Here is a 26,253-nt window from a genome sequence, read left to right as displayed (position 1 = left end):
AGGAGGCAGCAGGTGTTCACCGGGATCGTCGAGGAGCTCGGCACCATCGAGGCGGTCGAACCGTTGACCGACGGCAGCCGGTTGACCGTCGCGGGGCCGGTGGTCACCGAAGACGCCAAGCACGGCGACTCGATCGCGGTCAACGGCGTGTGCCTGACCGTCGTGACGGTGGGCGACGGGCGGTTCACCACCGACGTCGTGGCCGAGACGCTGCGCCGCTCCTCGCTGAAGGGCATCGCGGCCGGTGACCGGGTCAACCTGGAGCGCGCGATGGCGCTCGGCGACCGGCTCGGCGGCCACATCGTGCAGGGCCACGTCGACGGCACCGCGGTGCTGCGCGGCACCGACGCCGACGGGCTCACCCGCTTCGAGCTGCCGCAGCGGCTGTCCCGCTACCTGGTCGAGAAGGGCTCGATCACCGTCGACGGTGTGTCGCTGACCGTGGTCGACGCCGGTGACGGAGAGTTCAGCATCGCGCTGATCCCCACCACCAAGGAGCTGACCACGCTGGGCCGCCGCGAGCCGGGTGACGAAGTGAACATCGAGGTGGATGTGCTGGCCAAGCACCTGGAACGACTCGCCGCCGCGCAGCTGGCTCACCTGGACCATGGTGCACAAGCCCGTTCGGGGGACAATGGCGGCGTCAGGGAGGCGCGGTGATGAACCCCGAGGACGAGGTCGCGAACACGGTGAGCACGAACAGGTTCGACAGCATCGAGCGCGCATTGGCCGACATCGCGGCCGGGCGCGCAGTGGTCGTGGTGGACGACGAGGACCGCGAGAACGAAGGCGATCTGATCTTCGCCGCGGAGAAGGCGACGCCGGAACTCGTGGCGTTCATGGTCCGCTACACCTCCGGCTACGTCTGCGTCGGGCTCCCCGGCGAGGACTGCGACCGCCTCGACCTGCCCCCGATGTACTACTGGAACCAGGACCGCAAGGGCACGGCCTACACCGTCACGGTCGACGCCGCCGAAGGCGTGAGCACCGGCATCTCCGCCTCCGACCGCGCGAAGACGCTGCGCGTGCTGGCCGGCGAGGAGTCCACCGCCAAGGACCTCACCCGGCCCGGCCACGTGGTGCCGCTGCGCGCCCGCGACGGCGGCGTGCTGCGCCGGCCCGGCCACACCGAGGCCGCCGTGGACCTCTCCCGCCTCGCCGGGCTGCGCCCGGCCGGTGCGCTGTGCGAGATCGTCAGCCAGAAGTCCGAGGGCGACATGGCGCGCCGCGACGAGCTGGAGGTCTTCGCCGAGGAGCACGACCTGGCGCTGATCACCATCGCCGACCTGATCGCCTACCGGCGCCGCTTCGAGAAGCAGGTGGTGCGCGTCGCCGAGGCCCGCATCCCCACCGTGCACGGCACCTTCCGCACCGTCGGCTACGACAGCACCATCGACGGCATCGAGCACCTGGCGCTGGTCTACGGCGAGATCGGCGACGGCGAGGACATCCTGGTGCGGGTGCACTCCGAATGCCTGACCGGCGACGTGCTGGGCTCGCTGCGCTGCGACTGCGGCCCGCAGCTGGACGCGGCGATGGCCAAGGTCGCCGAGGCCGGTCGCGGCGTGGTGCTCTACATGCGCGGGCACGAGGGCCGCGGCATCGGGCTGATCCACAAGCTGCAGGCCTACCAGCTGCAGGACGACGGCGCGGACACCGTGGAGGCCAACGTCGCGCTGGGCATGCCGGTCGACAGCCGCGACTACGGGCAGGGCGCGCAGATACTGTGCGACCTGGGCGTGAGGTCGATGCGGCTGCTCACCAACAACCCGGCCAAGCGGGTCGGCCTGGAGGGCTACGGGCTGCGGATCGTGGACCGCGTGCCGCTGCCGATCCGTCCGAACCCGGAGAACATCCGCTACCTCCGCACCAAGCGCGACCGGATGGGGCACGTGCTGGACAATCTCGACGACGGGGAAGATTCCTCGATCAACGGCGAGACTGGAGTTACGGCATGAGTGGCGAGGGTCGACCGCGGGTGAGCGTGCCGAAGGCGGGTGACCTGCGGCTGGGCATCGCCGCGATCCGCTGGCACGATCGGCTCGTCGAGCAGATGCTCTCCCGCGCGCTGGCGGCGGCGAAGGAGGCGGGCATCGTGGAGCCGACCGTGGTGCGGGTGCCCGGTTCGATCGAGCTGCCGGTGGTCTGCCAGCAGCTGGCGCACCAGCACGACGCGGTGGTCGCGCTGGGCGTGGTGATCCGCGGCGGCACACCGCATTTCGAGTACGTCTGCGACTCGGTCACCCAGGGCCTGACCCGGGTGGCGCTGGACGAGTCCACGGCCATCGGCAACGGCGTGCTGACCTGCGACACCATGCAGCAGGCGGAAGACCGGGCCGGGTTCGACGACTCGGTGGAGGACAAGGGCTTCGAGGCGACCGCGGCGGCGCTGGAGACGGCGCTGGTTCTGCGGGAGCTGCGCGGCTGGGACGGGGAACGGGGTTTCTTGTGAGCGCCGAGCGGGTGGAGATCCGGCCGCAGAAGGTGCGGCGGGTGGCGATCCCGATCGCGATCGTGCTGGTGCTCGTGTTCGCGGTGGTCGGCCTGCTGCTGCGCAACACCCCGACCGGCGTGATCTTCTCGGTCTCCGACCAGGTGGCGATGGTGGCGCTGGGCCTGCTGCTGGGCAGCGGCGTGATGCTGCTGACCCGGCCGCGGTTGCGCGCCGACGCCGACGGGGTGGAAGTCCGCAACATCATCGGCACGCAGCGCTTCTCGTGGCCGCTGGTGCAGGCCGTCACCTTCCCGGACGGCGCCTCATGGGCCCGGCTGGAGCTGCCGGAGGACGAGTACGTGCCGATCATGGCGATCCAGGCGTCCGACGGCGAGCGGGCGATCAAGGCGATGCGGGAGCTCCGCGAACTCCGCCGCGAGGTCGACGCCGCGCACTGACGCCGCACGGCCTGAGACACCGGTGCCGTGAGCGGTTTGGGGTGCCGTAGCGCCCCAAACCGCTCACGGTCGGTCGTCAGCTCGCGGAGACCAGGTCGCAGACGAAGACCAGCGTCTCGCCGGGCTTGATCACGCCGCCCGCGCCGTGGTCGCCGTAGGCGAGGTGCGGCGGGATGGTCAGCCGGCGGCGGCCGCCGACCTTCATGCCCTGCAGGCCCTTGTCCCAGCCCGCGATGACCTGGCCGGCGCCGAGCTGCACCTCCAGCGGCGTGCCGCGGTTCCAGCTGGCGTCGAACTCCTTGCCGGTGCTGTGCGAAACGCCCACGTAGTGCACGGCGACCTGGTCGCCGGCCTTGGCCTCGGGGCCGTCGCCGATCTCGATGTCCTCGATCTCCAGGTCTGCCGGCGGCGCGCCGGTCGGCTTGGCGACCTGCGGCTTTTCCTTGTTCACGTGCGTTCTCCTTGATCGGTGGTGCGCAGCGTCGTGCAACGGCTGCCGGTGAATTCTCTCGAACGATCCCGTGTGGAGCACACTCGCCCGGGCATCGCTCCAGGGTGGACGGATGTCTCCAGGCGAGTACCCGTGCGTGTTTTGTGCTGCTATGACGACACAAAACACGCACGGCCCTGGGGCGGCGGAGCTTGGTTCACGGCTGTTCCCAGGTGCGGGCGAGCGCGGCGACCGCCTGGTCGAGCAGTTCCGGGCTCAGGGCGAAGCTGAGGCGCAGGCGGTCGCGGTGGCCGCGGTCGGCCGCGAACAGCGAGCCGGGAGCCACCGCCACGCCGTTGCCCCGGGCGAGCTCGGCGAAGCGGTCGGTGTCGGTTCCGGGCAGCCGGACCCACAGCGACAGGCCGCCCGCAGGCTGCTCCCACGTCCACTGTGGAAGATTGCTGCGCAGGGCGTCGGCGAGGTGGTCGCGGCGGCGCGCCAGCTCCGCTCGCCAGGTCGCGAAGTCGTTGTGCCGCAGCAGTTCCGCGGCGAACCGCTGGCCGACCGTGCTGGTTGCCAGGTCGCTGGTCTGCTTGAGCTCGGTCAGCTGCGACAGCAGCGGCTCCGGCGCGGCGAGCCACCCGACCCGCAGGCCGCCCCAAAGCACCTTCGACAGCGAGTGGACCTCGACCGTGCCGTGCGGGTGCTCGTCGGCGAACCGGCCGGGCCGCGGGCCTTCGTGCACCAGCTCGGCGAGCGTGCGGTCCTCGACGACGAGCAGGGCGGCGTCCCGGGCGATCTCGGCGAGTTCCCCGACGCGATCGGCGTCGGCCACCGTCCCGGCCGGATTGTGGACCGCCTGCGCGTAGGCGAAGGCGGGCCGGTGCCGCGTGATCGCGTCGCGGAACGCGTCGGGCAGCATGCCGCGCCGATCGGTGGCCACGGCGACGGCTCGCGCCCCGCAGCTCTGGATCGCGGCGAGCGCCCCGGTGTAGGTGGGGTCTTCGACCAGCACCGCGTCGCCCGGGCGGGCCAGGCAGCGGGCCGCGAGGTCGATGCCCTGCTGCCCGCCGCCGGTGATCAGCGGCTCGCCGCCGATGAGTTCCCGCAGGCCAGGCTCGCCCGACAGGTCGTAGCCGTGCCGGCTCGGCGTGGTCAGCAGCCCGGCGGGATCGAGCTTGGGCACCCGCAGGTGCGACGGGTCGGGAACGACCGAAGTGGACAGATCCGCGAACACCGCGCCGGGGCGCAACAGCCGGCCCATCGCCGACTCCCGCCCGGCAGCGGCCAGGTAGGTGCCGCTGCCGTGCCTGCGCTCGCAGATCCCTTCCTCGAACAGCGCGTTGAACGCCGCGGCCACCGCGCCGCGGCTGCACTCCAGCACTCGGGCGAGGTCGCGTTCGGACGGCAGGCGGGTGCCCGGGCTGAGCGCGCCGGTGCGGGCGAGGTCGGTCAGCGCGGCCGCCAGCCGGCGGCTGAGCGGGCCGTTCCCGTCGCGGAGCCGGTCGCGGATCAGCGCGGCGAATTGGTCCACATCGGCACTCGACATGCGGCCATTCTGCACCAGGGAGGATTAACTGCTAGTGGATTGAGCAGCCACTTGGTAACGTGCCAAGTGGCCGCGAAGTGGCTTGTCCCACATCGCGAGATATGCCACTTTGGCGAAGGGGATGGCGATGGCGCTGACCGAGGCGGACTACATCTGGATGGACGGCGCGCTGGTGCCGTTGCGCGAGGCCCAGATCCACGTGCTCAGCCACGGGCTGCACTACGGCACCGGCGTCTTCGAGGGCGTCCGTGCCTACTCCACAGTGGACGGACCGGCGCTGTTCCGGCTCGACGAGCACCTCGACCGGTTGTTCCGCAGCGCCAAGATGCTGCGCATGACGTTGCCGTACCGCAAGGAAGAGCTGCGCGAGGCGACGCTGGAGCTGGTGCGGGCCAACGGGCACCGCTCCTGCTACGTCCGCCACCTGGCCCACCTCGGCTACGGCGTGATGGGCGTCGACCCGACCGGCGCGCCGGTGCACATGTCGATCGGCAGCTGGGAGTGGGGCGCCTACCTCGGCGGAGCCGAACGCGGGGTGCGGCTCATGACGAGTTCCTGGCGGCGCAACGATCCGGCCGTGGTGCCGACCGCCGCCAAGGCCACCGGCCCGTACCTGAACTCCGCGCTGGCCAAACTCGAGGCTCGCGAGGCCGGGTACGACGAAGCGGTGTTGCTGAGCACCGACGGCTACGTCAGCGAGTGCTCCGGCGAGAACATCTTCATCCGGCGCGGCGACGTGCTCTACACCCCGCCGTCGAGCGCTGGCGCGCTGGAAGGCATCACCCAGGACTCGGTCACCACGCTGGCCACCGACCTGGGCCTCGCCGTGCGCCGCGAGAACCTGCTGCGCTCGGATCTCTACGCCGCCGACGAGATGTTCCTCTGCGGCACCGCAGCGGAGGTCACGCCGGTCCGCTCGGTCGACAACCGCGAGATCGGCGATCCGGGCCCGGTGACGGGCAAGATCCGCGACGCCTTCAACGCGGCGGTGACCGGCGGCGACGAGCGCTACCGGCACTGGCTGACGTACGTCGGATGATGATCATTCTTCGGCGGTCGGCTGTTAGCCTTTGAGGCATGGATTTCTGACGGTGATCGAAGGCCCCGCAGGGCATACCGTGCCCGCGGGATTCGCTGCGCGACGGGCGGAATCGGCCCGTCGCGCCGATGCTGGTCGCATTGCCGAAGGAGTCTGATCACGTGCTGGAAGATGCCGAATTCGAAGCCCGCGTCGCGGACCGGCTGGCCGCGCTGCCCGGAGTCCAGGCGGTGAGCCTCGGCGGCTCGCGCGCCCAGGGAACCCACCGCGCCGACAGCGACTGGGACTTCGCGATCTACTACCGCGGCCGCTTCGAGCCGCAGGACCTGCGCGACGTCGGTTGGCCCGGGGAGGTCTCCGAGCTGGGCGACTGGGGCGGCGGCGTGTTCAACGGCGGCGCGTGGCTGGAGATCGAAGGCCGCCACGTGGACGTCCACTACCGCGACCTGGACGTGGTGGAGCACGAGCTCGCCGAGGCCCGGGCGGGCCGGTTCGAGTGGCAGCCGCTGATGTTCCACCTCGCGGGCATCCCCAGCTACCTGGTGGTCGCCGAGATGGCCATCAACCGGGTGCTGCACGGCGAGCTGCCGCGGCCGGAATATCCGGACGCCCTCCGCGAGGCCGCGCCCGCGGTCTGGTGGGGCCAGTCGTCGATGGGGCTGGCCTACGCGCGGGCGAACCACGCGCCGCACGGCCGGCTCGCCGAGACGGCGGGGATGATCGCGCAGGCCGCCTGCCAGGCGGCGCACGCGGTCCTCGCGGCCCGCGGCGAGTGGGTGACCAACGAGAAGCGCCTGCTGACCAGGGCGGGCCTGCGCGACGTCGACCGGGTGGTGGCCGGCCTGACGGCGCAAACGCTGGTCGAGGCGGTCGACGAGGCCCACGCCCTGTGTGACGCGGCCGTATCCGCGGCCAGGTAGCGCGTGGCTCGTGAGCGTTTTGGGGCGCTATGGCGCTCCAAAACGCTCACGAGGGCGCCCGGGCCTGTCGTTATAGGACGGTCTTATCCGCAGAACCGGAAATGCGTATTGGACCCGTCGGGACTCCGCCGCCGAGGATGGCCGTGGTGGAAAGGAGCCCGTGATGGCGAAGGATTTCCTGGCGTACTGCGACGAGGTCTGGCGCGGTGAGGCGACCACGGCCGACTACCAGAAGGGGCGTTGGCAGGACGGGCACGTCATCGAACTCGCCGATGGCGTGGCCCTCTTCCCGGCCTTCGGCAACGTCGTGGCCGTCCGCGGCCAGGACGAGCTGCTGCTGTTCGACACCAGCCACGAGCGGTTCAGCGCCCGGCTGCACACCGCCGTGCGCGCCTGGAGCGACCTGCCGCTGCGCTACGCGGTCTACTCGCACGGGCACATCGACCACGTCTTCGGCGTCGGCCCGTTCGACGCCGAGGCCGACGAGCTGGGGCGGCCCCGGCCGGTCGTCGTCGGGCACGAGGCGGTCGTCGCCCGGTTCGACCGCTACAAGCTCACCCGCGGCTACAACGAGGTGATCAACCAGCGGCAGTTCCAGCGCGCCGACGCCCGCTGGCCGCTCGACTACCGCTATCCCGACGTCACCTACCGGGACACCATGACGCTCACCGTCGGCGGCCGCGAAGTCCGGCTGCACCACGGCAAGGGCGAGACCGACGACGCGACCTACGCCTACCTGCCGGACCAGCGGGTGCTGATGACCGGCGACATGTTCATCTGGGTCACCCCGAACGCCGGGAACCCGCAGAAGGTGCAGCGCTATCCCCGCGAGTGGGCGCGGGCGCTGCGGCACATGGCCGGGTTCGGGGCCGAGATGTTGTTGCCCGGCCACGGGATTCCCATCGTCGGCGCGGACCGGGTGCGCACCGCGCTACTGGACACCGCCGAATACCTGGAAAGCCTCGTCGAACAGGCCCTGGAGCTGATGAACCGGGGAGCCCGGCTCGACGAGATCGTGCACGCCGTGCACCCGCCGGAGCACCTCGCGGACAAGCCGTACCTGCGGCCGGTGTACGACGAGCCGGAATTCGTCGTGCGCAACGTGTGGCGGCTCTACGGCGGTTGGTACGACGGGAACCCGGCGCACCTCAAGCCCGCCCCGGAAGCGCAGCTCGCGACGGCGCTCACCGAACTCGCCGGCGGCGTGGCGGCGTTGACCGAACGCGCGAAAACCGCTGCGGCGGCAGGGGAGTTGCGGCTGGCCAGCCACCTCGTCGAGTTCGCGGTGCAGGCGGAGCCGGAGAACGCCGCGGTGCACGAGATCCGCGCCGACATCTACACGCAGCGCGCCAAGCAGGAGCTGTCGACGATGTCGCGCGGCGTCTTCTCCTGGGCGGCGGCGGAGTCGAGGGGCCGGGTCAGCGGCACCGACGTGCTCGACGAGGTGGCGGAGGCGTCGAAGGGCAAGGCCCGCTGGGCGCTCTGACGGTCGGGCCTGGGCAGCGGCGTTCCTGCAGGTACGGGGCCGTGAGTCCTTTGGGTCGCTATAGCAGCCCAAAAGACTCACGGCCCCGTTGCCAGCGGAAACGTTCTAGCGTGATGGGCGTGGATGCGCGTCAACTCCAGTCCTTCCTGGCGGTCATCGTGCACGGCACCATGACCAAGGCCGCCGAGGCGATGCACGTCTCGCCGCCGTCGCAGGCGATTACCAGGCCCGCGAGCAGGGCGCCGTATTTCGTCCACTGTAGACGGACGTGCGCGTTCGCCGGGTGCCCGCCGAACGTCACCCGTTCGCCGTGATCAGCTGCGCGGAATGTGATCGGTTTCCGGTTCGCCAGGCCGGAAACCGTTCGCGGCAAAGGACATCCGCCGGTTGCGAACTCCGGAGTCCGTTCAGCGGGCGCGGACCGCGGCGGCCGAGAGGGCGACGAAGACGGCCAGCACCGCCGGGATCGCGAGGCCGATGGTCAGGTCCGTCCAGCTGGTGATCAGGCCGATCACCACCGGGCCGGCGAGCAGGCCGCCGTAGCCGAGCGTGCTGACCTGGGCGAGATCCCGGCCGCTGCGGCTCGGATCGCGGTTGCCCGCCGCGTTGAACACCTGCGGGATGATGCACGACAGCCCGATGCCGAACAGGGCGAAGCCGATGATCGCCGCCACCGGGTGGTGCAGCAGCAGCGCGCCGCCGAGACCCACGCCCGCGACGGTGCCGCAGCACCGCACCAGGACGACCGGCCCGAGCCGGGCGACCAGGAAGTCGCCGAGGAAGCGGAACACGGCCATCGCCGCGGAGAAAACCGCGTAGCCGATCGCCGCGACCGCAGGGCTGGTCTGCAGGACGTCGTGCAGGTACAGCGGCGACCAGTCCGCCATCGAGCCTTCGCCAAGCGAGCAGAAGAACGCCAGCACGCCCAGGAACAAGATGCCCGGTGAGATCCCGCGCTGCCGCACCGATTTTCCGGCCGCAGGCGCCTCCCGAGGCAGCAGCGCGCGCCGCGCGATCACTGACACCACGCCGAGCGCGGCCGCGACGAGCGCGAAATGCGCGCCGACTCCGATCGCCGCGTGCGCCGCGAGCGCGCCGACACCGGCGCCGAGCAGCCCGCCGACGCTGAACATCGCGTGGAACGTGCTCACGATCGGGCGCCCGTACCGCCGCTGCACCTGCATCGCGTGGGTGTTCATGGCCACGTCGACGGTTCCGTGCCCGGCGCCGAACAGCAGCAGCCCGGCCACCAGCGCCGGCAGGTTCCCGGCGAAGCCGGGCAGCAGCAGGCTCGCCGACATCGCGATGCCGGCCGGGCCCAGCACCCGCGCGCTGCCGAGGCGGTCGGCGAGGTGCCCGACGATCTGCATGGCCAGCACCGAACCGGCCGCGACCGCGAACAGCGCCAGCGTCACCTGCGCGTCGTCGAGGCCGAGGTCCTGCTTGATCGCCGGGATCCGCGCGGTCCAAGTGCCCAGCGCCGCGCCGGTGATCACGAAGTAGGCGGTCACGGCCCAGCGGGCCCGCTGCGGGACGGCGACGGTCGTCTCAGACAACGCGCACCTCCACGCCCGCCGCCGCCAGCTCCGCGCGCGCGTCCGCCGGTGCGGCCGGGTCGGTGACGATCACGTCGATGTCGGTGATCGGGCAGACGAATCCCAGGCCGGTCCTGGCGAACTTGGCGCCGTGGCAGACGGCGACGACGCGCTGGGCGGCGGCCACCGCGGCCTGCTTCACCGGCACCTCTTCGAGGTCGTGCGCCGTCAGGCCGTGCGTCGCGGAAATCCCGCACACGCCGAGGATCGTGGTGTCCACCCGCAACGCGCGCAGCGACGTCTCGGTGAGGTGGCCGATGAACGACAGTTCGCCGGGTTTCGTCCGCCCGCCCGGCATCAGCAGGTCGACCTGCGGCGCGTTGCTCAGCGCGTTCGCCGAGTGCAGGTCGAGCGGGATCGCGGTGATCCGGCGGTGTGCGAGCCGCCTGGCCACCTCCAGCGTCGTCGTGCCGGAGTCGATGATCACGGATTCGCAGTCGGCGATCAGCTCTTCGACCGCCGCGGCCAGCCGTTTCTTGGTCTCGGTGTCGTCGCGCTCCCGGAGCGGGAACGGCGCGGAGTGGCCGCGCAGGAAGCTCACCGCGCCGCCGCGCACCCGCCGCAGCACGCCCTGCTCGGCGAGTTGGTCGAGGTCGCGGCGGATGGTCATCTCCGACGAACCGGTGGCCTCGGCCAGCTCGGCCACCGTGACCCGCTCCGCCCGGCGCAATCGCTCGATGATCGCCGAAGTTCGTTCCGCACTTTCCACGAGTGCAATCGAACAAGAAACCTGTGCGAAAGGCAACCCTGCGAGCGGGTGTGATGTGCGAACCCGGGGCTGTGCACTGCTCCGGGTGAGGGACAATGGGACTCGACGGCGTGGAGACGTCGGGTAGGAGGAGATCGTGAGCGTGGCCCAGGAGCGCAACCTTCGGTTGGTGCGAGACGTCCCGTCCGAGCTCGGCGTGCGGCTCGGCGACATCAGACTGCGCAACCGCCTGGTGACCTCGTCCAGCCTGCTCGGCTACGGCGTGGCCAACACCAAGCTGGTGCCCTACGGCATGAGCCCGATCTCGCAGTTCGTGCCGCTGTCCCGGTTCGGCGCGGTCACCACCCGCACGGTCACCGTCGAACCCCGCGAGGGGCACTTCACCACCCGCGACGTGTGGCCGCTGCACGAGCTGCCCTCGCTGATCAAGCGCTACGGGCAGGCGCTGCGGCAGGTCGACGGCGGCTGGCTCAACGCCTTCGGCTGGTGCAACGTCGGCATCGACGCCTACCTGCGCGACTACTACCCGCGCACCCGCGAGCAGAACACCATCATCTCCGTCGGCGGCTTCTCCGCCGAGGAGTTCGTCACGCTGGTCGACAAGGTCAACGCCGCGGTGCCGGCCGGCGAGATCGCCGCGGTCGAGTTCAACGTCTCCTGCCACAACGTGAACTTCGACTTCAACCAGATCATCGAGTCGGTGCTGGCCGAGGCGGTGCCGCGCAGCAACCACCCGGTGATCCTGAAGCTCTCGCCGGACTACGACTACCTCGGCCACGCCCGGCTGGCGGCCCGGCACGGGGTGGCGGCGCTGACCGCGATCAACACCGTCAAGGGCCTGCGGCTGGACCCGAACACCGGGCAGCCGCTGCTGAAGAACGGTTTCGGCGGGCTCTCCGGCCGCGCGATCAAGCCGATCGGCCTGCGGGTGGTCAAGGAACTGCGCGACGCCGGCGTGACGCTGCCGATCATCGCCACCGGCGGCATCCGCAACTTCGACGACTGCCGCGAGTACTTCTGGGCCGGCGCCGACGCGGTCAGCCTGGGCAGTGCCAGCTGGTTCGCCAGCTACCCGGGCTACGCCCTGTCGCCGCTGTACGCGGCCAGGATCCGGAACCTCGTGCGCCGCATCGAGAACTACACGCCGCCGCAGCGCTGATCCGCCCACGTTGCTCGCATCGGGCGACTTTCGCCGCTGCAGCAACGGTGATCGGATGAATCTCGCCATGGGCGCTCGCGCGCTCGGTACGCTCGCGGATGTTGATCCTTGGGCGTAGCCGAGGAGGCGGCGCTTGGTGGAGACGGAATCGGATGGTGAATCCGGCGCCGCGACACCGCGGCGCAGGTGGTGGCAACGCCTGCTGCGCGGCCCGGCGTTCGTAGTCGTGGCGCTCGTCGGCGCGCTTGCCGGGGTCGCCGCGCCGATGCTGTGGAACGCCGCCCGCGACGTGTCCCGCCCGCCGGTGCTGGTCTGGGCGAGCTCGGACGGCGGCCCGGTGGACGATCGCAGTTACGCGCTGCCGGACGTGGTCGAGCCCGCGGAAATCGGGACTCCGGCGGAATTCCTGGCCGATTCGCCGACGCTGCGCCGCGCCGTGAAGGCCGGTGTGCACGGCACGACGGTGACCATCGAAGGCGCTCGGTCCCGCGACGTGGTGATCACGAACATGCGCGCCAGGATCCTGAGCCGGGAGCCGAACGTCTCCGGCACGCTGCTCTGCAGCACGCCGCAGGGCGACCTGCCCGCGAAGCGGGTCGGCTTCGACCTCGACGAGTTCCGCCCGGCGGCGCGGGTGTTCGACGGCAGGCGGCTCGGCGAGCCGTACTTCGCCGACCAGGCGCAGCAGCTCGCCGACGGCGAGACGGTCGTGTTCCAGGTCGAATCGCGCGCCGACGACGGCCACTACCGCTGGGTGATCGACGTCGACCTGGTCATCGACGGAAAACCGCAGACCTACACCGCGAAGCCCGCCGCCGGCGAGTTCGAGATGACCGGCTTCAGCCCGCGGTACGGATCGGCGTTCTCCGCTCGCGGCAAGGAGTCCTGGATGCCGCCGGAACGTGTCGGTGGTTGCTGATGCGGTACGGAATCCGGGTGTTGGCCCTCGTCGCCGTCGTGGCGGTGGGTGTCGGGCTGGGGATCTGGTGGGCCCGGCCGCCGGAGGTGCGTTCGCCGCAGGAGGTGGCCGCGCTGCTGCCGGTGGAGCGAGGCCAGTTCCGGTCGGACGAGGACGACTCCTTCGACCGGGGGTTCTTCCTCGCGGCGGTGCAGGATTGCGCCCCGGGGCCGGTCGTCCAGCAGTTCCGCACCGCGAGCTCCGCCGTCTTCAAGGGCTACACGATCGGCGAGGAGACCGCGGCGCAGGTGGCGATCGTCCAGCTGGAGCAGGAGGGCGTGGCGCCGGTTCAGGACGCGCTGCGCTCGGCCGGCAACTGCCGGCGCCCGAGCAGCAGCGGCGAAGTGCTGTGGACGAAGATCGCGCGTCCGTGGTTCGGCGACGTGTCAGCGCTTTTCACCGCCACGGATGTCACCGTGGATTCGGAGGAGCAGGTCGTCTACGCCATCGGTGGCGGTCCAGTGTGGACGTTCACCATGTCGGACGAGTGGCTGGTGGCGATCGGCGCCTACACGTCCCCGCTGCAGACGGTGGCCGAGATCTACTCGCCGATGCTGGAGGCGTTCGACAGCGAGGTGGGTACGGATTTCCTGCAACCGGGCGAATCCCGAGGCGGCTGCCCACCCGCGAACGTGGCCATCGCGGACCTGCCGCCGGACGTGCTCAGCCGGCAGGCGATCACGCAGCTGCAGAGCATGCACGACCTGGCCTGCCAGGACCGGATGGACGCGGTGCTGGCGGCGATGTCGGCGCCGCTGGTGGTGGACGACGGCACCACCGTCGACGTGCTGGTGGACGTCGACGATCCCGCCGGGTTCGCGCGAATCCTGGAGACTCGCGGGGTTTACCGCAACGGCGCGGTGAGCTACCGGTCCGGCGACTCCGCGCTGGTGTTCTCGACGCTGTACGACCCGGGCTTCCCATCCCTCGGCTGGGACGCCTACGTGCGCCGGTGCTCCACCGCGGAACCTGCCGCAGCGCAGCTGTGCGGGCCGGATCCCTACGGCCCGCTCGGCGGGGCGGATTGGACGGCCACTCTGGTGGAACGGGGCTGCGCAGCGGAAGACGCGGCGATCGCGCACAGCCGGTTCCAGGATCTGACCGGCGACGGTCGTCCCGAACCCGTGCTGGTGGTGAGCTGCGACCTGGCCGACGGCACCCGCCTGCGCGAGGTGCAGGTCTACGACGGCGGATCGCCGCCGGATTCGCCGCGGCTGATCCAATCATTGCTGGGCGACGACCCGGGTCCGCGAGGCACCGGGCTTGCGCCGATGACCGCGACGCTGTCCGGCGACGAGTTGACCGTCCAGTCGTGGAGCCTGCCGGCCGTCTCGGGCGACGAGCCGAATCTGCTGGTGACGGACGGATTCCGCTGGCAGGACGGCAACTTCGTGCCGGAATGGCGAGACGTCCAGGAAGCACAGTGACCGCAAACCCGCGCCGGGCCGGGGAACTGGGCGCGGACTTCCCGCCACGCGGCGATCGTCCCGGTTGAAAATGCCCGACCGGCCGCCACCCCGTGGTAGAACGTGATCAGGAGCACAGTCGCTTACCCTGGGGAGGAATCTTGTCCGGATACGGGGATTTCGGCAGCAGCCTGCGGGATCTGCCCCGGCTGCGGCAGACCCGGCGCGGCCGGGTGTCCAGCTGGGACCGCACCGGCGGCAACACCGACAACATGCGCATCGAGCCGGGCGAGACCAGGGAGCTGGCCGACATCGCCGGGCCGGGCGTGATCACCCACATCTGGTGCACCGTCGCCGTCGACCACCTCGGCAAGCCCGCCGAGCTGGAGGGCGACTACCTGCGGCGGCTCGTCCTGAAGATCACCTGGGACGACTCGGCGCACCCGGCGGTGCTGGTGCCGCTGGGCGACTTCTTCGGCATGGGGCACGGCCGCAGCGCCAACTTCTCCTCCGCGCCGCTGCAGATGAGCCCGCAGGACGGCAAGGGCTTCAACTGCTGGTTCGCGATGCCCTTCGCCGGGCGCGCCCGGTTCGAGCTGATCAGCGAGATGAGCGTCAAGCCGGTGACGTTCTACTACTACATCGACTACGAGAACTACGGCGAAGCCGACCCGGAGCTGGGCTACTTCCACGCGCAGTGGCGGCGGCAGAACCCCACCGACGGCGTAGAGCAGGGCGACCAGACCAACGAGGAGTTCCTCTTCGGCGGCACCAACACCGACGGCGCGGGCAACTACGTGCTGCTGGAGGCCGAGGGCCGCGGCCACTACGTCGGCACCGTGCTCAACGTGCACAACCTCCGCCACACCAACGACTGGAACTGGTACGGCGAAGGCGACGACATGTTCTTCATCGACGGCGAACCCTGGCCGCCGCGGCTGCACGGCACCGGCACCGAGGACTACTTCAACACCGCGTGGTGCCCGAACCAGCCGTACCAGTCCCCGTACCACGGCCTGACCATGCCGGGCGGGTCGAACTGGAGCGGGCAGGTTTCCTACTACCGCTTCCACGTCGAAGATCCGGTGGTGTTCGAGAAGTCCATCAAGGTCACCATCGAGCACGGGCACGCCAACAAGCGCTCCGACGACGTCTCGTCGGTGGCGTACTGGTACCAAACGCTCCCGGCCCTCCCGATCACCCTCGCCCCGGTCGCCGAACGCATCCCACGACCGCTCTAACACCTGGCGCTGACCGCTGGGGGCGCAATTTCGCGAGAAATCGACGTTCACCCGGGTGACGGTCAATTTCTCGTGAAATTGGCACCACCAGGGCCAACGGAGCGCGCTGATCGCGGAGCGTGACTCCTGATGTCTCCCCTGGCCGGTGCGATTTCTCGTGAAATTGCGCCCATCCCGGGTGAACGCCAGCAGGGGCGGGGATTAGACCGCGCAGCGGAGCGGGCCTCCGTTGTAGGCGATCGCGTCGGCGAACGCCGCCGCTCGGTCGAATTCGGTTTCGTCGGCTTCGGCGTAGGCGCGGTGCAGGTTCAGGACGATCCGCTCGCGATCCGGCCAGGACGCGAACTCGCCGAGGTCGCAGCGCCTCGCCGCCTCCAGCGGCGAGAGGCCGTCGGTGCGGGCCTGGCGGGCCGTGTCCAGCACGAACCGGTAGTAGCGGGCGTGATCCTCCAGCACCCGCGGGCACGCCGAGCCCGGCAGTACCGAGCCGTGGCCCGGCACCACCTTCGCCGCCGCGAATCCGGCCAGCCAGTCCAGTGCCTTCAGCGCGCCCTCCACCGAACCCATGAACACCAGCGGCGTGACGCCGTGGAAGATCAGGTCGCCGGTGAACAGCACCCCGGCGTCCGGCACCCACGCCACCACGTCGCCGGGCGTGTGCGCGGTGTACCCGGGGTGGTGCAGTTCGATCCGCCGGTCGCCGCTTTGCAGGACCAGCGAATCCTGCAGCAGCACCGTCGGCGCGCGGTACTCGGTGATGCCCCAGTCCGGCACGGGTTCCCAAACCGGCGGCGGCTCCGCGAGGATCGTCTCCGCCAGGATGCCCGCGCGGGTCGCCGGGTGTCCGATGAGGACGGTCGAGTCGGGCAGCAGCGCGTTGCCGTGCGTGTGGTCGCCGTGCAGGTGGGTGTTCACCGCGAACCGGATCGGCGCGTCGCCGCTCGCGGCGCGCACCGCGTCCAGGAACCGGCGGGTGCGCTTCGCGGTCGCGCAGGTGTCGATCAGGACTATGCCGTCGTCGCCGAGCACCGCCCCGGCGTTGTTGATCCACCACGAGCCATCCGGCTGAACCCACGCATGAACCCCGGGGCCGACCTCGGACAGCGTCGCTCGTTCGGGATGGGCGTTGTCGATGTTCACTGCTGACCTCCGCGGATCCGGACTCTCCTGAGATGCGCGATCATGGGCGTCCACCAGTGTGCCCCGCCGGGCCGCCTCCGGTGGTCGACCGAACGGTCGGCCGCACCGAGATCCGGTCGGTCGGTCCCCGCACGTAGGGTGGAGGCGTGGCCGATCCGTCCACCTACCGACCAGCGCCAGGCACGATCCCGGACGCCCCCGGCGTCTACCGGTTTCACGATGCCGGCGGCCGAGTGATCTACGTCGGCAAGGCGAAAAGCCTGCGCAGCAGGCTGTCGTCGTACTTCGCCGACCTCGCCGGACTGCATCCGCGGACCCGGCAGATGGTCACCACGGCCACCGGCGTGCAGTGGACCGTCGTCGGCACAGAGGTCGAGGCGCTGCAGCTGGAGTACTCCTGGATCAAGGAGTACGACCCGAAGTTCAACGTCCGCTACCGCGACGACAAGTCGTACCCGGTGCTGGCGGTGACCCTCCACGAGGAGTTCCCGCGGCTGCACGTCTACCGCGGCCCGCGCCGCAAGGGCGTGCGCTACTTCGGCCCGTACGCGCACGCGTGGGCGATCCGCGAGACGCTCGACCTGCTGTTGCGGGTGTTTCCCGCGCGCACCTGCTCCGGCGGGGTGTTCAAGCGGCACTCGCAAATCGGCCGTCCCTGCCTGCTCGGCTACATCGGCAAGTGCTCGGCGCCCTGCGTCGGCCGGGTCGACGCCGACGAGCACCGGTCCATCGCCGAGGACTTCTGCGACTTCCTGGCCGGGCACACCGACCAGCTGATGCGCAAGCTCGACAAGGAGATGCAGGCGGCCTCCGCGGAGCTGGAGTTCGAGCGCGCGGCCCGGCTGCGCGACGACCTGGAAGCCCTGCGGCGCGCGATGGAGAAGCAGGCGGTGGTGCTCGGCGACGGCACCGACGCCGACGTGGTGGCCTTCGCCGAGGACGAGCTCGCCGCCGCCGTGCAGGTCTTCCACATCCGCGGCGGCCGGGTGCGCGGCCAGCGCGGCTGGGTCATCGACAAGGTCACCAAGGCTGATGGCACAGAGACTGACACCTCAGAACTCACCTCGCAGTTCCTCACCCAGTTCTACGGCGAGCAGGCGTCGCTGGCCGACCAGGCCGACGCCGGCGGCAGCCCGGTGCCGCGCGAGGTGCTGGTGCCGCAGCTGCCCGACGACGCGGAGGCGATCGCCGGCTGGCTCGGCGAGCTGCGCGGCAGCCGGGTCAGCCTCCGGGTGCCGCAGCGCGGCGACAAGCGGGCGCTGATGGAAACCGTCGAGCGAAACGCCAAGGAGTCGTTCCAGCAGTACAAGCTCCGCCGCGCCGGCGACCTGACGGCTCGGTCGGCGGCGTTGCAGGAACTCCAGGAAGCGCTGGCGCTGGACACCGCGCCGCTGCGCATCGAGTGCATCGACGTCAGCCACGTGCAGGGCACCGACGTGGTGGCGTCGCTGGTGGTGTTCGAGGACGGCGTGCCGCGCAAGTCCGAATACCGCCGCTTCGAGGTCCGCGAGGGCGCCGAGGGCGGCGACGTCGGGTCCATCGACGAGGTGGTGCGCCGCCGCTTCCACCGGTACCTCAGCGAAACGGCCAAGGCCGACATCCCGCCGGAGCAGACCGGCTCGGGGCCGGTCGGCGCGGCGATCGACCCGGACACCGGCCGCCCGCGCAAGTTCGCCTACCCGCCGAACCTGCTGGTGATCGACGGCGGCGCGCCGCAGGCCAACGCCGCCGCCGACGCGCTGACGGAAATGGGCATCACCGACGTCGCGGTGATCGGGCTGGCCAAGCGGCTGGAGGAGGTCTGGCTGCCCGCCGACCCGGACCCGGTGATCCTGCCGCGCACCAGCGAGGCGCTCTACCTGCTGCAACGGGTTCGCGACGAGGCGCACCGCTTCGCCATCGGCTACCACCGCAAGAAGCGCGGCAAGCGCATGACAAGCTCCACATTGGACGCGATTCCGGGACTCGGTGAAACCCGCCGCGCGGCATTGCTCAAGCACTTCGGTTCGGTGCGCAAGCTGCGCCAGGCCGGGGTGGACGAGATCGCCAAGGTGCCCGGGATCGGCCGCCGCACCGCCGAGACCGTGCACTCGGCGCTCGCGGCCGAAGGGGGAAACGGGCCGAGCCCGGCGCCGGACGACCGGGCCGGACCCGGCGCCGACAACGCTGAAGGGGAGAGCAGTGAGTGACGAGCAGTCGGGCATCGAGGTCGCCGTGGTCAGCGGCCTGTCCGGGGCGGGGCGCAGCACCGCGGCCAAGTGCCTGGAGGACCTGGGCTGGTTCGTGGTGGACAACCTGCCACCGGAACTGATCGCCACGATGGTGGAGCTGGGGGCGCGCTCCAGCGGCGCGGTCACCCGCGTCGCGGTGGTGATGGACGTGCGCAGTCGCGCGTTCACCGAGGACCTGGGCGCGGTCATCAAGGACCTCGACGCCCGCGGCTACAAGCCGAAGGTCCTGTTCCTGGAGGCCACCGACGAGGTGCTGATCCGCCGCTTCGAGCAGGTGCGGCGCGGCCACCCGCTGCAGGGCGAGGGCCGGCTGGCCGACGGGATCGCCGCAGAGCGGTCGCTGCTGTCGAAGCTGCGCTCCGAGGCCGACCTGGTGCTGGACACCACCAGCCTGTCGGTGCACCAGCTGCGATCCAAGATCGAGGACGCGTTCGGCACCGAGGCGAGCACCCGCACGCGGCTGACCGTGCTGTCCTTCGGCTACAAGTACGGCCTGCCGATGGACGCCGACCTGGTGATGGACTGCCGGTTCCTGCCGAACCCGTTCTGGATCCCGGAGCTGCGCGAGTTCAACGGCCTCGACGAAGAGGTCCGCAACTACGTGCTCGGGCAGGAGGGCGCGGAGGAGTTCCTGCAGAGCTACCAGCAGCTGCTGCGGCTGGTCGGGGCCGGTTACCACCGCGAGGGCAAGCGGTACCTGACGCTGGCGCTGGGCTGCACCGGCGGCAAGCACCGCAGCGTGGCGCTCGCGGAGGAGCTGGCCCGCCGCCTGGCCGAGGACGACGGGATGATGGTCAAGACGGTGCACCGGGACCTGGGGCGCGAATGAGCGCCCCGCTTCGCGCGGTCGCGCTCGGCGGCGGCCACGGCCTGCAGGCGACGCTGTCCGCGCTGCGCCAGATCACCACCGACGTCACGGCGGTGGTGACGGTGGCCGACGACGGCGGATCGTCCGGGCGGCTGCGCCGCGAACTGGGCATGCTCCCGCCCGGTGACCTGCGCAAGGCGCTCGCCGCGCTCGCCGACGCCGACGACGACGGGCAGCTGTGGGCGACGGTGTTCGAGCACCGCTTCGGCGGCAGCGGGGCCCTCGCCGGTCACGCCGTCGGCAACCTGCTGCTGGCCGGGCTGCTGGAGGTGCTGGGCGATCCGGTCGAGGTGCTCGACCGCGCGTGCCGGCTGCTCGGCGTGCAGGGCCGGGTGCTGCCGATGTCGACGGTGCCGCTGGACATGGCCGCCGACGTCGTCGGGCTCGACTCCGATCCCGACGCGGTTCGCACGATCCGGGGTCAAGTCGCCATCGCCAGTACGCCCGGACGAGTGAAACAGGTGCGTTTGCACGCGAACGGCGTCGAGGAACCGGCAGCCTGCCCGCAGGCGGTTCGGGCCGTGCTGGACGCCGATCTGGTGCTGCTCGGACCCGGCTCGTGGTTCACCAGCGTGCTGCCGCACCTGCTGGTCCCGGAGCTGCACGAGGCATTGGTGGACACCACCGCGCGCCGCGTGGTGGTGCTCAACCTCGTCCCACAGCCGGGTGAGACGGCGGGCTTCTCACCCGAACAGCACCTGGCCGTACTCTCGCAGCACGCACCCCGGCTGCGGGTCGACGCGGTGTTGGCCGACGCGGACTCGGTGCCCACCCCGGATCGGCTTCGAGCTGCGGCCGCCGATCTGGGTGCGCAGACTTTGCTGGACAAGATCGCCGCGCCGGCCGTGCCGGGACGGCACGATCCGGAGGCGCTCGCGGCCAGCCTGCGGGCCGCACTCGAGAGGAGGACGGACCGGTGGCGATGACCGCGGCGGTCAAGGACGAGTTGAGCCGGTTGTCGGTGACGAAGACGTGCTGCCGACGGGCTGAGGTTTCCTCGTTGCTGCGCTTCGCCGGCGGGCTGCACATCGTCGCCGGCCGGGTGGTGATCGAGGCCGAGCTGGACAGCGGCTCCACGGCGCGTCGGCTCCGCAAGGAGGTCCACGAGCTGTTCGGGCACCAGTCCGACGTGCACATGATCACCTCCGGCGGGCTGCGCAAGGGCACCCGGTACGTGGTGCGGGTGGTCAAGGACGGCGAGGGCCTCGCCCGGCAGACCGGGCTGCTCGACCCGCGCGGCCGCCCGGTGCGCGGCCTGCCCGCGCATGTCGTCTCCGGCGGCGCCTGCGACTCGGAAGCGGCGTGGCGCGGCGCCTTCCTGGCGCACGGCTCGCTGACCGAACCGGGCCGGTCGTCTTCGATGGAGGTCACCTGCCCGGGCCCGGAGGCGGCGTTGGCGCTGGTCGGCGCCGCGCGGCGGATCGGCGTGGCGGCGAAGTCGCGCGAGGTGCGCGGAGCGGACCGGGTGGTGGTGCGCGACGGCGACGCCATCGGCGCGCTGCTGACCAGGCTCGGCGCGCACTCCAGCGTGCTCGCGTGGGAGGAACGCCGGATGCGCCGCGAGGTGCGGGCGACCGCCAACCGGCTGGCGAACTTCGACGACGCCAACCTGCGCCGCTCGGCGCGCGCCGCGGTAGCCGCGGCCGCGCGGGTGGAGCGGGCGCTGGACCTGCTGGGCCCGACGGCCCCGGAGCACCTGACGGTGGCGGGCCGGCTGCGGCTGGCGCACCGGCAGGCATCGCTGGAGGAGCTCGGCCAGCTGGCCGACCCGCCGATGACCAAGGACGCGGTGGCCGGCCGGATCCGCCGATTGCTGGCGATGGCCGACAAGCGAGCCCGGGAACTGGGCGTCCCGGACACCGAATCCGCGGTCACCGCCGAGATGCTCGAAGCCGACGCCTGACCTGGTTTCGCGGCCGACCGCAGTTTCGAATTGGAACTGCGGTCCCGCCGGCCGGTAAATCACCGTTTGAATTGGAACTGTGAAAATCGGCCGCGGCGCCGAACCGGTGCAGAGATGTCGATCACGGACAGTTGCGTTCTCCAATCGGTGGCGAACCGCCTGGTGAGCAGGGCGGATCCAGGAAGCCGAGCCATTTCCGGCGGGGCTCGCGGGGCCGTCGGCGGCGGTTGCGTTTCCGGAGGGTGAGCCCGCTCGCCCGCCCGCGTGCAAAGGCCCCGGTGGCAGATAGGGTGATGCCGAGACCATCAACCTCACCCGCCGCGTCGTCGGCCGGGTCAGTCACGAGGAGAGATCGGCGTGACCGTTCGCGTAGGTATCAACGGCTTCGGTCGGATCGGGCGGAACTTCTGGCGGGCCGCGACCGCCAGTGATCACGACATCGAGATCGTGGCCGCCAACGACCTGGGCGATGTCGCGACCATGGCCCACCTGCTCAAGTACGACAGCATCCTCGGCCGCCTCGACCAGGAGGTGAAGGTCACCGGTGAGGGCATCGAGGTGGGCGGCAAGCTCATCAAGATCCTCGCCGAGCGCGACCCGGGCAAGCTGCCGTGGGGCGACCTGGGCGTCGACGTCGTCGTGGAGTCCACCGGCTTCTTCACCAACGCCGCGGACGCCCGCAAGCACGTGGACGAGGGCGGCGCGAAGAAGGTCATCATCTCCGCCCCGGCCAAGGGCGAGGACCTGACCGTGGTGCTGGGCGTCAACGACGACAAGTACGACGGCTCGCAGACCATCATCTCCAACGCCTCCTGCACCACCAACTGCCTGGCGCCGATGGTCAAGGTGCTCAACGACACCTTCGGCATCGAGCAGGGCTTGATGACCACGGTCCACGCCTACACCGCGGACCAGAACCTGCAGGACGGCCCGCACAAGGACCTGCGCCGCGCCCGCGCCGCCGCGGTCAACGTGGTGCCCACCAGCACCGGTGCGGCCAAGGCCATCGGCCTGGTGCTGCCGGAGCTCAACGGCAAGCTGGACGGCTACGCGATGCGCGTGCCGGTGCCGACCGGTTCGGTCACCGACCTGACCGCGACCGTGCAGAAGGCCACCTCGGCCGACGAGGTCAACGAGGCGTTCAAGACCGCTGCCGCCGAGGGCAAGCTCAAGGGCATCCTCAAGTACAACGAGGACCCGATCGTCTCCAGCGACATCGTCACCGACCCGCACTCGACGATCTTCGACGCGCCGCTGACCAAGGTCATCGGCAACCAGGTCAAGATCGTCGGCTGGTACGACAACGAGTGGGGCTACTCCAACCGCCTCGCCGACCTGGTCGACCTGGTCGCCAAGAAGCTGGCCTGACCTGATCCTGGAGACCCGCATGAGCCGTTGGAACACCTCGGCTCGTGCGGGTCTTCCCGTAGCGGGGGTGCGGGTTGGTTCCAGTTCTCACCCATCCGCACGGTCGACTGGGCGCGGGGCGTCCCGCGTTTTGATCAAAACTGGAGAGATCGAGTAGGCTGCCAGGTGTCGGGATGTTCCCGGTAACGGCCCGTTCAGGTCCCAGAGCTCACACGTATTGGCCTAGGTCGGTACGTCACCGTTCGTGCGGGGTGCTCTGTGGAAAGGAACGGGGAGTAGTCATCGCCGCAGGTTGCGGAACGATGGCCGATCGGCTGAGACTGCCCAGCCTGGACTCCAGCCGTACACAGGTGGTGCGGCGGAGAGCGAATGTCCTACTCGAGCAAGTCCCAACAACGAGTAGGAAGCAGCAGACGTGAAGAACCTAGACGATCTGCTGTCCGAGGGCGTTCGGGGTCGGCGTGTCCTAGTGCGCGCCGACCTGAACGTGCCGCTGGACGGCGAGCGGATCACCGATGACGGCCGGGTGCGGGCGTCCCTGCCGACCATCCGGAAGCTGACCGAGGCCGGCGCCCAGGTGGTGCTGACCGCGCACCTCGGTCGCCCCAAGGGCGAGCCGGACCCGAAGTTCTCCCTGGCCCCGGTCGCGCGGCGGCTTGGCGAGCTGCTCGGCGCCGACGTCGCGCTGGCCGCCGACCTGGTGGGCGACTCGGCGAAGTCGGTGGTCGCCGGCCTGACCGACGGATCGGTGGCGCTGCTGGAGAACGTCCGCTTCGACGCCCGCGAGACCAGCAAGGACGACGCCGAGCGCGGCGCGCTGGCCGACGAACTGGTGGCGCTGGTCGGCCCGGACGCCGCCTTCGTCTCCGACGGTTTCGGCGTGGTGCATCGCAAGCAGGCGTCGGTCTACGACGTCGCAAAGCGGCTGCCCGCCTACGCCGGCGGCCTGGTGCTGGCCGAGGTCGAGGTGCTGCGCACCCTGACCGGCGACCCGAAGCACCCCTACATCGTGGTGCTCGGCGGCTCGAAGGTCTCCGACAAGCTCGGCGTCATCAAGGCGCTGCTGCCCAAGGTCGACAAGCTGCTCATCGGCGGCGGCATGGCGTACACGTTCCTGGCCGCCCAGGGCCACAACGTCGGCAACTCGCTGCTGCAGGAGGACCAGATCTCCTCCACCAAGCAGCTGCTCGCCGAGCACGGCGACAAGCTGGTGCTGCCGGTGGACGTGGTGGCCGCCGACCGCTTCGCCGCGGACGCCGAGAAGCAGGTCGTGGCCGCCGACGCGATCCCGGCCGACTGGATGGGGCTGGACATCGGGCCGCGCAGCGTCGAGCTGTTCGCCGGGATCCTCCGCGAGGCCGGCACGGTGTTCTGGAACGGCCCGGCCGGGGTGTTCGAGTTCCCGGCGTTCGCCGATGGCACCCGCGGCGTCGCGCAGGCCATCGTGGACTCCGACTCGTTCAGCGTGGTCGGCGGCGGCGACTCGGCCGCCGCGGTGCGGACCCTCGGGCTGCCCGAGGACGGCTTCTCGCACATCTCCACCGGCGGCGGCGCGTCGCTGGAATTCCTCGAAGGCAAGGACCTGCCCGGTGTGGCCGTCCTGGAAGGTGAGCGCTGAACATGGCCAGGCAGCCACTGATCGCCGGCAACTGGAAGATGAACCTGAACCACCTGGAGGCGATCGCCCTGGTGCAGAAGGTCGCCTTCGCGTTGCCGGAGAAGTACTTCGCGAAGGTGGAGGTGGCGGTGCTGCCGCCGTTCACCGACATCCGCAGCGTGCAGACCCTGATCGACGGCGACAAGCTGCTGCTCAAGCACGGCGCGCAGGACATCTCCGAGCACGAGTCCGGTGCCTACACCGGTGACGTGTCCGGGCCGATGCTGGCCAAGCTCGGTTGCAGCTACGTGGTGGTCGGCCACTCGGAGCGCCGCGAGTACCACGCGGAGACCGACGAGCTGGTCAACAAGAAGGTGCGCGCCACCCTCAAGCACGGCATGTCGCCGATCCTGTGCGTCGGCGAGCGGCTCGACGTGCGCGAGGCCGGCGGCCACGTCGAGCACTGCACGACGCAGCTGATCAACGCGCTCAAGGGCCTCAAGGCCGAGCAGGTGCGCCAGGTCGTGGTGGCCTACGAGCCGGTGTGGGCGATCGGCACCGGCAAGGTCGCCACCGCCGCGGACGCGCAGGAGGTCTGCGCGGCTGTGCGTGCGGCGCTGGAGGAGAAGTACGGCAAGGAGATCGCCGACGAGGTGCGGGTGCTCTACGGCGGTTCGGTGAAGTCGAGCAACATCGGCGACCTGGTCGGCCAGTCCGACGTGGACGGCGCCCTGGTCGGCGGCGCGAGCCTCAACGGCGACGAGTTCGCCAAACTCTCCGCCATGGCGGCGGGCGGCCCCATTCTGTAAGGGTTCGGAGTGAACGGCCTGTCCGCCTCGACAGGCGCGGTGAACAGGCCGTTCACTCCGAATCGCTGACCGGCCCGGCACCCCTGCGGGTGCACCGAGCGGAGCAGTGTGAGACCGTCCTCGCGGCAAACGGGTGGACGGTGGTCAACTCGCTGTTGGTGGCCCGGTACGCTTGGTCGCGGACCGCTGTGCGAACGAGGACGTGATGACTCTTTTCCTGCAGATCGTGTTGATCGTGACGAGTGTGCTGCTGGTGCTGCTGGTGCTGCTGCACCGGGCCAAGGGCGGCGGTCTGTCCTCGCTGTTCGGCGGCGGTATGCAGTCCAACCTGGCCGGTTCCAGTGTGGCGGAGAAGAACCTCGACCGGATGACGTTGTTCGTCATGGCGCTGTGGGTCATCTCCATCATCGGGGTCGGCCTGTTGATCAAGATCGGTTGATCGACCGGGCACCCAGCCGGTCGACGACCCCGGGCCGCTTGGTGGGTGAAGACGGATGACTGGTGGCAACGCCATTCGCGGCACGCGTGTGGGCTCGGGCCCCACGGTAGGCGAGTCGGAGCGGGGGGAAGCCGCACCGCGCAAGCGGGTCGACTACTGGTGCGCCAACGCGCACCACAGCCGGCCGTCGTTTGCGATGGACGCCGAGGTGCCGGAGGAATGGGACTGCCCGCGCTGCGGTTTGCCGGCGGGCCTGGACCAGGAAAATCCGCCCGAGGCGCGGCGAAACGAGCCGTACAAGAGCCACCTCGCGTACGTGAAGGAGCGGCGCAGCGATGCCGACGGGATGGCCATCCTGGAGGAAGCGCTGACCAAGCTCCGCGAACGCAAGGGCCGCTGAATCAACTGACCGGGCCGGGGGGGGGGGGGGGGGCCCCCCCCGCCCGGGTGTGTGGGGGGCGCGCGGTGCGGGAAGAAACGGCGTGGGTGGCGGTTTTTTTTGTGGGGTCGTGGG

26 protein-coding genes are annotated in these 26,253 nt (G+C 70.6%); 21 read left to right on the top strand and 5 right to left on the bottom strand.

Annotated features, from left to right (window positions below; all coding sequences use genetic code 11):
- The first annotated feature begins 12 nt into the window (after positions 1-12).
- From AB0I53_RS01455 to AB0I53_RS01440, 4 genes are read left to right on the top strand one after another with little or no spacing between them, the layout of a single operon-like run.
- The gene (locus AB0I53_RS01455) at positions 13-660 is read left to right on the top strand and encodes a riboflavin synthase (protein ID WP_358594696.1); all 648 of its coding nucleotides are present in this window, start codon (positions 13-15) and stop codon (positions 658-660) included.
- On the top strand, positions 660-1,958 hold the full coding sequence (locus AB0I53_RS01450; protein WP_358595208.1) for a bifunctional 3,4-dihydroxy-2-butanone-4-phosphate synthase/GTP cyclohydrolase II: 1,299 nt from the start codon (positions 660-662) through the stop codon (positions 1,956-1,958). The genes AB0I53_RS01455 and AB0I53_RS01450 overlap by 1 nt, the downstream gene beginning before the upstream one ends.
- Positions 1,955-2,452 (top strand): 6,7-dimethyl-8-ribityllumazine synthase, encoded by a 498-nt coding sequence (gene ribH, locus AB0I53_RS01445; protein ID WP_358594693.1) that lies wholly within the window; start codon positions 1,955-1,957, stop codon positions 2,450-2,452. The genes AB0I53_RS01450 and ribH overlap by 4 nt, the downstream gene beginning before the upstream one ends.
- On the top strand, positions 2,449-2,892 hold the full coding sequence (locus AB0I53_RS01440) for a PH domain-containing protein (RefSeq protein ID WP_358594690.1): 444 nt from the start codon (positions 2,449-2,451) through the stop codon (positions 2,890-2,892). Before ribH ends, AB0I53_RS01440 begins: the two co-directional genes overlap by 4 nt.
- 76 nt (positions 2,893-2,968) lie before the next feature.
- Here AB0I53_RS01440 and AB0I53_RS01435 read toward each other — a convergent pair whose 3' ends face one another.
- The gene (locus tag AB0I53_RS01435; RefSeq protein WP_358594687.1) at positions 2,969-3,343 is read right to left on the bottom strand and encodes an FKBP-type peptidyl-prolyl cis-trans isomerase; all 375 of its coding nucleotides are present in this window, start codon (positions 3,341-3,343) and stop codon (positions 2,969-2,971) included.
- Positions 3,344-3,539: 196 nt separating this feature from the next.
- The gene (locus AB0I53_RS01430) at positions 3,540-4,871 is read right to left on the bottom strand and encodes a PLP-dependent aminotransferase family protein (RefSeq protein ID WP_358594684.1); all 1,332 of its coding nucleotides are present in this window, start codon (positions 4,869-4,871) and stop codon (positions 3,540-3,542) included.
- Positions 4,872-4,998: 127 nt separating this feature from the next.
- Between AB0I53_RS01430 and AB0I53_RS01425 the strand changes: the two genes are divergently transcribed.
- The 4 genes from AB0I53_RS01425 (at position 4,999) to AB0I53_RS01410 (ending at position 8,630) form a co-directional block, all read left to right on the top strand.
- Positions 4,999-5,910 (top strand): branched-chain amino acid transaminase, encoded by a 912-nt coding sequence (locus tag AB0I53_RS01425; protein WP_358594681.1) that lies wholly within the window; start codon positions 4,999-5,001, stop codon positions 5,908-5,910.
- 164 nt (positions 5,911-6,074) lie between these two features.
- The gene (locus AB0I53_RS01420; RefSeq protein ID WP_358595205.1) at positions 6,075-6,830 is read left to right on the top strand and encodes a nucleotidyltransferase domain-containing protein; all 756 of its coding nucleotides are present in this window, start codon (positions 6,075-6,077) and stop codon (positions 6,828-6,830) included.
- 163 nt (positions 6,831-6,993) lie between these two features.
- Positions 6,994-8,316: an alkyl sulfatase dimerization domain-containing protein gene (locus AB0I53_RS01415; protein ID WP_358594679.1), complete on the top strand. Its 1,323-nt coding sequence runs from the start codon at positions 6,994-6,996 to the stop codon at positions 8,314-8,316.
- 119 nt (positions 8,317-8,435) lie between these two features.
- Positions 8,436-8,630: a LysR family transcriptional regulator gene (locus AB0I53_RS01410; protein WP_358594676.1), complete on the top strand. Its 195-nt coding sequence runs from the start codon at positions 8,436-8,438 to the stop codon at positions 8,628-8,630.
- 93 nt (positions 8,631-8,723) lie between these two features.
- Here AB0I53_RS01410 and AB0I53_RS01405 read toward each other — a convergent pair whose 3' ends face one another.
- Positions 8,724-9,872: an MFS transporter gene (locus tag AB0I53_RS01405; protein WP_358594673.1), complete on the bottom strand. Its 1,149-nt coding sequence runs from the start codon at positions 9,870-9,872 to the stop codon at positions 8,724-8,726.
- Positions 9,865-10,620, bottom strand: coding sequence for a DeoR/GlpR family DNA-binding transcription regulator (locus AB0I53_RS01400; RefSeq protein WP_358594670.1), 756 nt, complete (start codon positions 10,618-10,620; stop codon positions 9,865-9,867). Before AB0I53_RS01400 ends, AB0I53_RS01405 begins: the two co-directional genes overlap by 8 nt.
- Positions 10,621-10,756: 136 nt before the next feature.
- Here AB0I53_RS01400 and AB0I53_RS01395 point away from each other — a divergent pair, with 136 nt between their 5' ends.
- From AB0I53_RS01395 to AB0I53_RS01380, 4 genes are all read left to right on the top strand, one after another.
- Positions 10,757-11,779 carry a dihydroorotate dehydrogenase gene (locus AB0I53_RS01395; protein ID WP_358594667.1) on the top strand — a complete coding sequence of 341 codons (1,023 nt, stop codon included), beginning with the start codon at positions 10,757-10,759 and terminating at the stop codon, positions 11,777-11,779.
- A 133-nt stretch (positions 11,780-11,912) separates the two neighbouring features.
- Entirely contained in the window at positions 11,913-12,698 is a 786-nt protein-coding gene (locus tag AB0I53_RS01390; RefSeq protein ID WP_358594664.1) for a hypothetical protein, read from the top strand.
- Positions 12,698-14,164 carry a hypothetical protein gene (locus AB0I53_RS01385; RefSeq protein ID WP_358594662.1) on the top strand — a complete coding sequence of 489 codons (1,467 nt, stop codon included), beginning with the start codon at positions 12,698-12,700 and terminating at the stop codon, positions 14,162-14,164. The genes AB0I53_RS01390 and AB0I53_RS01385 overlap by 1 nt, the downstream gene beginning before the upstream one ends.
- 140 nt (positions 14,165-14,304) lie before the next feature.
- On the top strand, positions 14,305-15,384 hold the full coding sequence (locus AB0I53_RS01380) for a glycoside hydrolase family 172 protein (protein WP_358594659.1): 1,080 nt from the start codon (positions 14,305-14,307) through the stop codon (positions 15,382-15,384).
- 201 nt (positions 15,385-15,585) lie between these two features.
- Here AB0I53_RS01380 and AB0I53_RS01375 read toward each other — a convergent pair whose 3' ends face one another.
- Positions 15,586-16,524: an MBL fold metallo-hydrolase gene (locus tag AB0I53_RS01375; RefSeq protein WP_358594656.1), complete on the bottom strand. Its 939-nt coding sequence runs from the start codon at positions 16,522-16,524 to the stop codon at positions 15,586-15,588.
- Positions 16,525-16,670: 146 nt separating this feature from the next.
- Here AB0I53_RS01375 and uvrC point away from each other — a divergent pair, with 146 nt between their 5' ends.
- The 9 genes from uvrC to AB0I53_RS01330 all read left to right on the top strand — a co-directional run bounded on the left by uvrC (position 16,671) and on the right by AB0I53_RS01330 (position 26,139).
- On the top strand, positions 16,671-18,713 hold the full coding sequence (gene uvrC / locus AB0I53_RS01370) for an excinuclease ABC subunit UvrC (RefSeq protein WP_358594653.1): 2,043 nt from the start codon (positions 16,671-16,673) through the stop codon (positions 18,711-18,713).
- On the top strand, positions 18,706-19,584 hold the full coding sequence (gene rapZ / locus AB0I53_RS01365; protein WP_358594650.1) for an RNase adapter RapZ: 879 nt from the start codon (positions 18,706-18,708) through the stop codon (positions 19,582-19,584). Before uvrC ends, rapZ begins: the two co-directional genes overlap by 8 nt.
- Positions 19,581-20,549, top strand: a complete 969-nt coding sequence (yvcK, locus tag AB0I53_RS01360) for a uridine diphosphate-N-acetylglucosamine-binding protein YvcK (protein ID WP_358594647.1) — start codon at positions 19,581-19,583, stop codon at positions 20,547-20,549. Before rapZ ends, yvcK begins: the two co-directional genes overlap by 4 nt.
- Positions 20,540-21,526 carry a DNA-binding protein WhiA gene (gene whiA / locus AB0I53_RS01355; protein WP_358594644.1) on the top strand — a complete coding sequence of 329 codons (987 nt, stop codon included), beginning with the start codon at positions 20,540-20,542 and terminating at the stop codon, positions 21,524-21,526. Before yvcK ends, whiA begins: the two co-directional genes overlap by 10 nt.
- A gap of 357 nt (positions 21,527-21,883) precedes the next feature.
- Positions 21,884-22,894 (top strand): type I glyceraldehyde-3-phosphate dehydrogenase, encoded by a 1,011-nt coding sequence (gap, locus tag AB0I53_RS01350; RefSeq protein ID WP_358594641.1) that lies wholly within the window; start codon positions 21,884-21,886, stop codon positions 22,892-22,894.
- A gap of 415 nt (positions 22,895-23,309) precedes the next feature.
- Entirely contained in the window at positions 23,310-24,512 is a 1,203-nt protein-coding gene (locus tag AB0I53_RS01345; RefSeq protein ID WP_358594638.1) for a phosphoglycerate kinase, read from the top strand.
- A gap of 2 nt (positions 24,513-24,514) precedes the next feature.
- Complete coding sequence (gene tpiA / locus AB0I53_RS01340) at positions 24,515-25,300, top strand: triose-phosphate isomerase (RefSeq protein ID WP_358594635.1); 786 nt, start codon at positions 24,515-24,517, stop codon at positions 25,298-25,300.
- A 205-nt stretch (positions 25,301-25,505) separates the two neighbouring features.
- Positions 25,506-25,739, top strand: coding sequence for a preprotein translocase subunit SecG (secG, locus tag AB0I53_RS01335; RefSeq protein WP_358594632.1), 234 nt, complete (start codon positions 25,506-25,508; stop codon positions 25,737-25,739).
- A 55-nt stretch (positions 25,740-25,794) separates the two neighbouring features.
- Entirely contained in the window at positions 25,795-26,139 is a 345-nt protein-coding gene (locus AB0I53_RS01330; RefSeq protein ID WP_132491580.1) for an RNA polymerase-binding protein RbpA, read from the top strand.
- Positions 26,140-26,253: the final 114 nt, after the last annotated feature.

Source organism: Saccharopolyspora sp. NPDC050389 (genome assembly GCF_040655595.1).
Taxonomy (GTDB): Bacteria; Actinomycetota; Actinomycetes; order Mycobacteriales; family Pseudonocardiaceae; genus Saccharopolyspora.
Note: the sequence above shows the minus strand (reverse complement) of the source record. Positions and strands in the feature narration are given on the sequence as shown.

Excerpts from the sequence above, each read along its gene's own strand:
- AB0I53_RS01450 (WP_358595208.1), top strand. The coding sequence starts at position 660 with ATGAACCCCGAGGACGAGGTCGCGAACACGGTGAGCACGAACAGGTTC.
- ribH (WP_358594693.1), top strand. The coding sequence starts at position 1,955 with ATGAGTGGCGAGGGTCGACCGCGGGTGAGCGTGCCGAAGGCGGGTGAC.
- AB0I53_RS01430 (WP_358594684.1), bottom strand. The coding sequence starts at position 4,871 with ATGTCGAGTGCCGATGTGGACCAATTCGCCGCGCTGATCCGCGACCGG.
- AB0I53_RS01425 (WP_358594681.1), top strand. The coding sequence starts at position 4,999 with ATGGCGCTGACCGAGGCGGACTACATCTGGATGGACGGCGCGCTGGTG.
- AB0I53_RS01415 (WP_358594679.1), top strand. The coding sequence starts at position 6,994 with ATGGCGAAGGATTTCCTGGCGTACTGCGACGAGGTCTGGCGCGGTGAG.
- AB0I53_RS01385 (WP_358594662.1), top strand. The coding sequence starts at position 12,698 with ATGCGGTACGGAATCCGGGTGTTGGCCCTCGTCGCCGTCGTGGCGGTG.
- yvcK (WP_358594647.1), top strand. The coding sequence starts at position 19,581 with ATGAGCGCCCCGCTTCGCGCGGTCGCGCTCGGCGGCGGCCACGGCCTG.
- tpiA (WP_358594635.1), top strand. The coding sequence starts at position 24,515 with ATGGCCAGGCAGCCACTGATCGCCGGCAACTGGAAGATGAACCTGAAC.
- secG (WP_358594632.1), top strand. The coding sequence starts at position 25,506 with ATGACTCTTTTCCTGCAGATCGTGTTGATCGTGACGAGTGTGCTGCTG.
- AB0I53_RS01330 (WP_132491580.1), top strand. The coding sequence starts at position 25,795 with ATGACTGGTGGCAACGCCATTCGCGGCACGCGTGTGGGCTCGGGCCCC.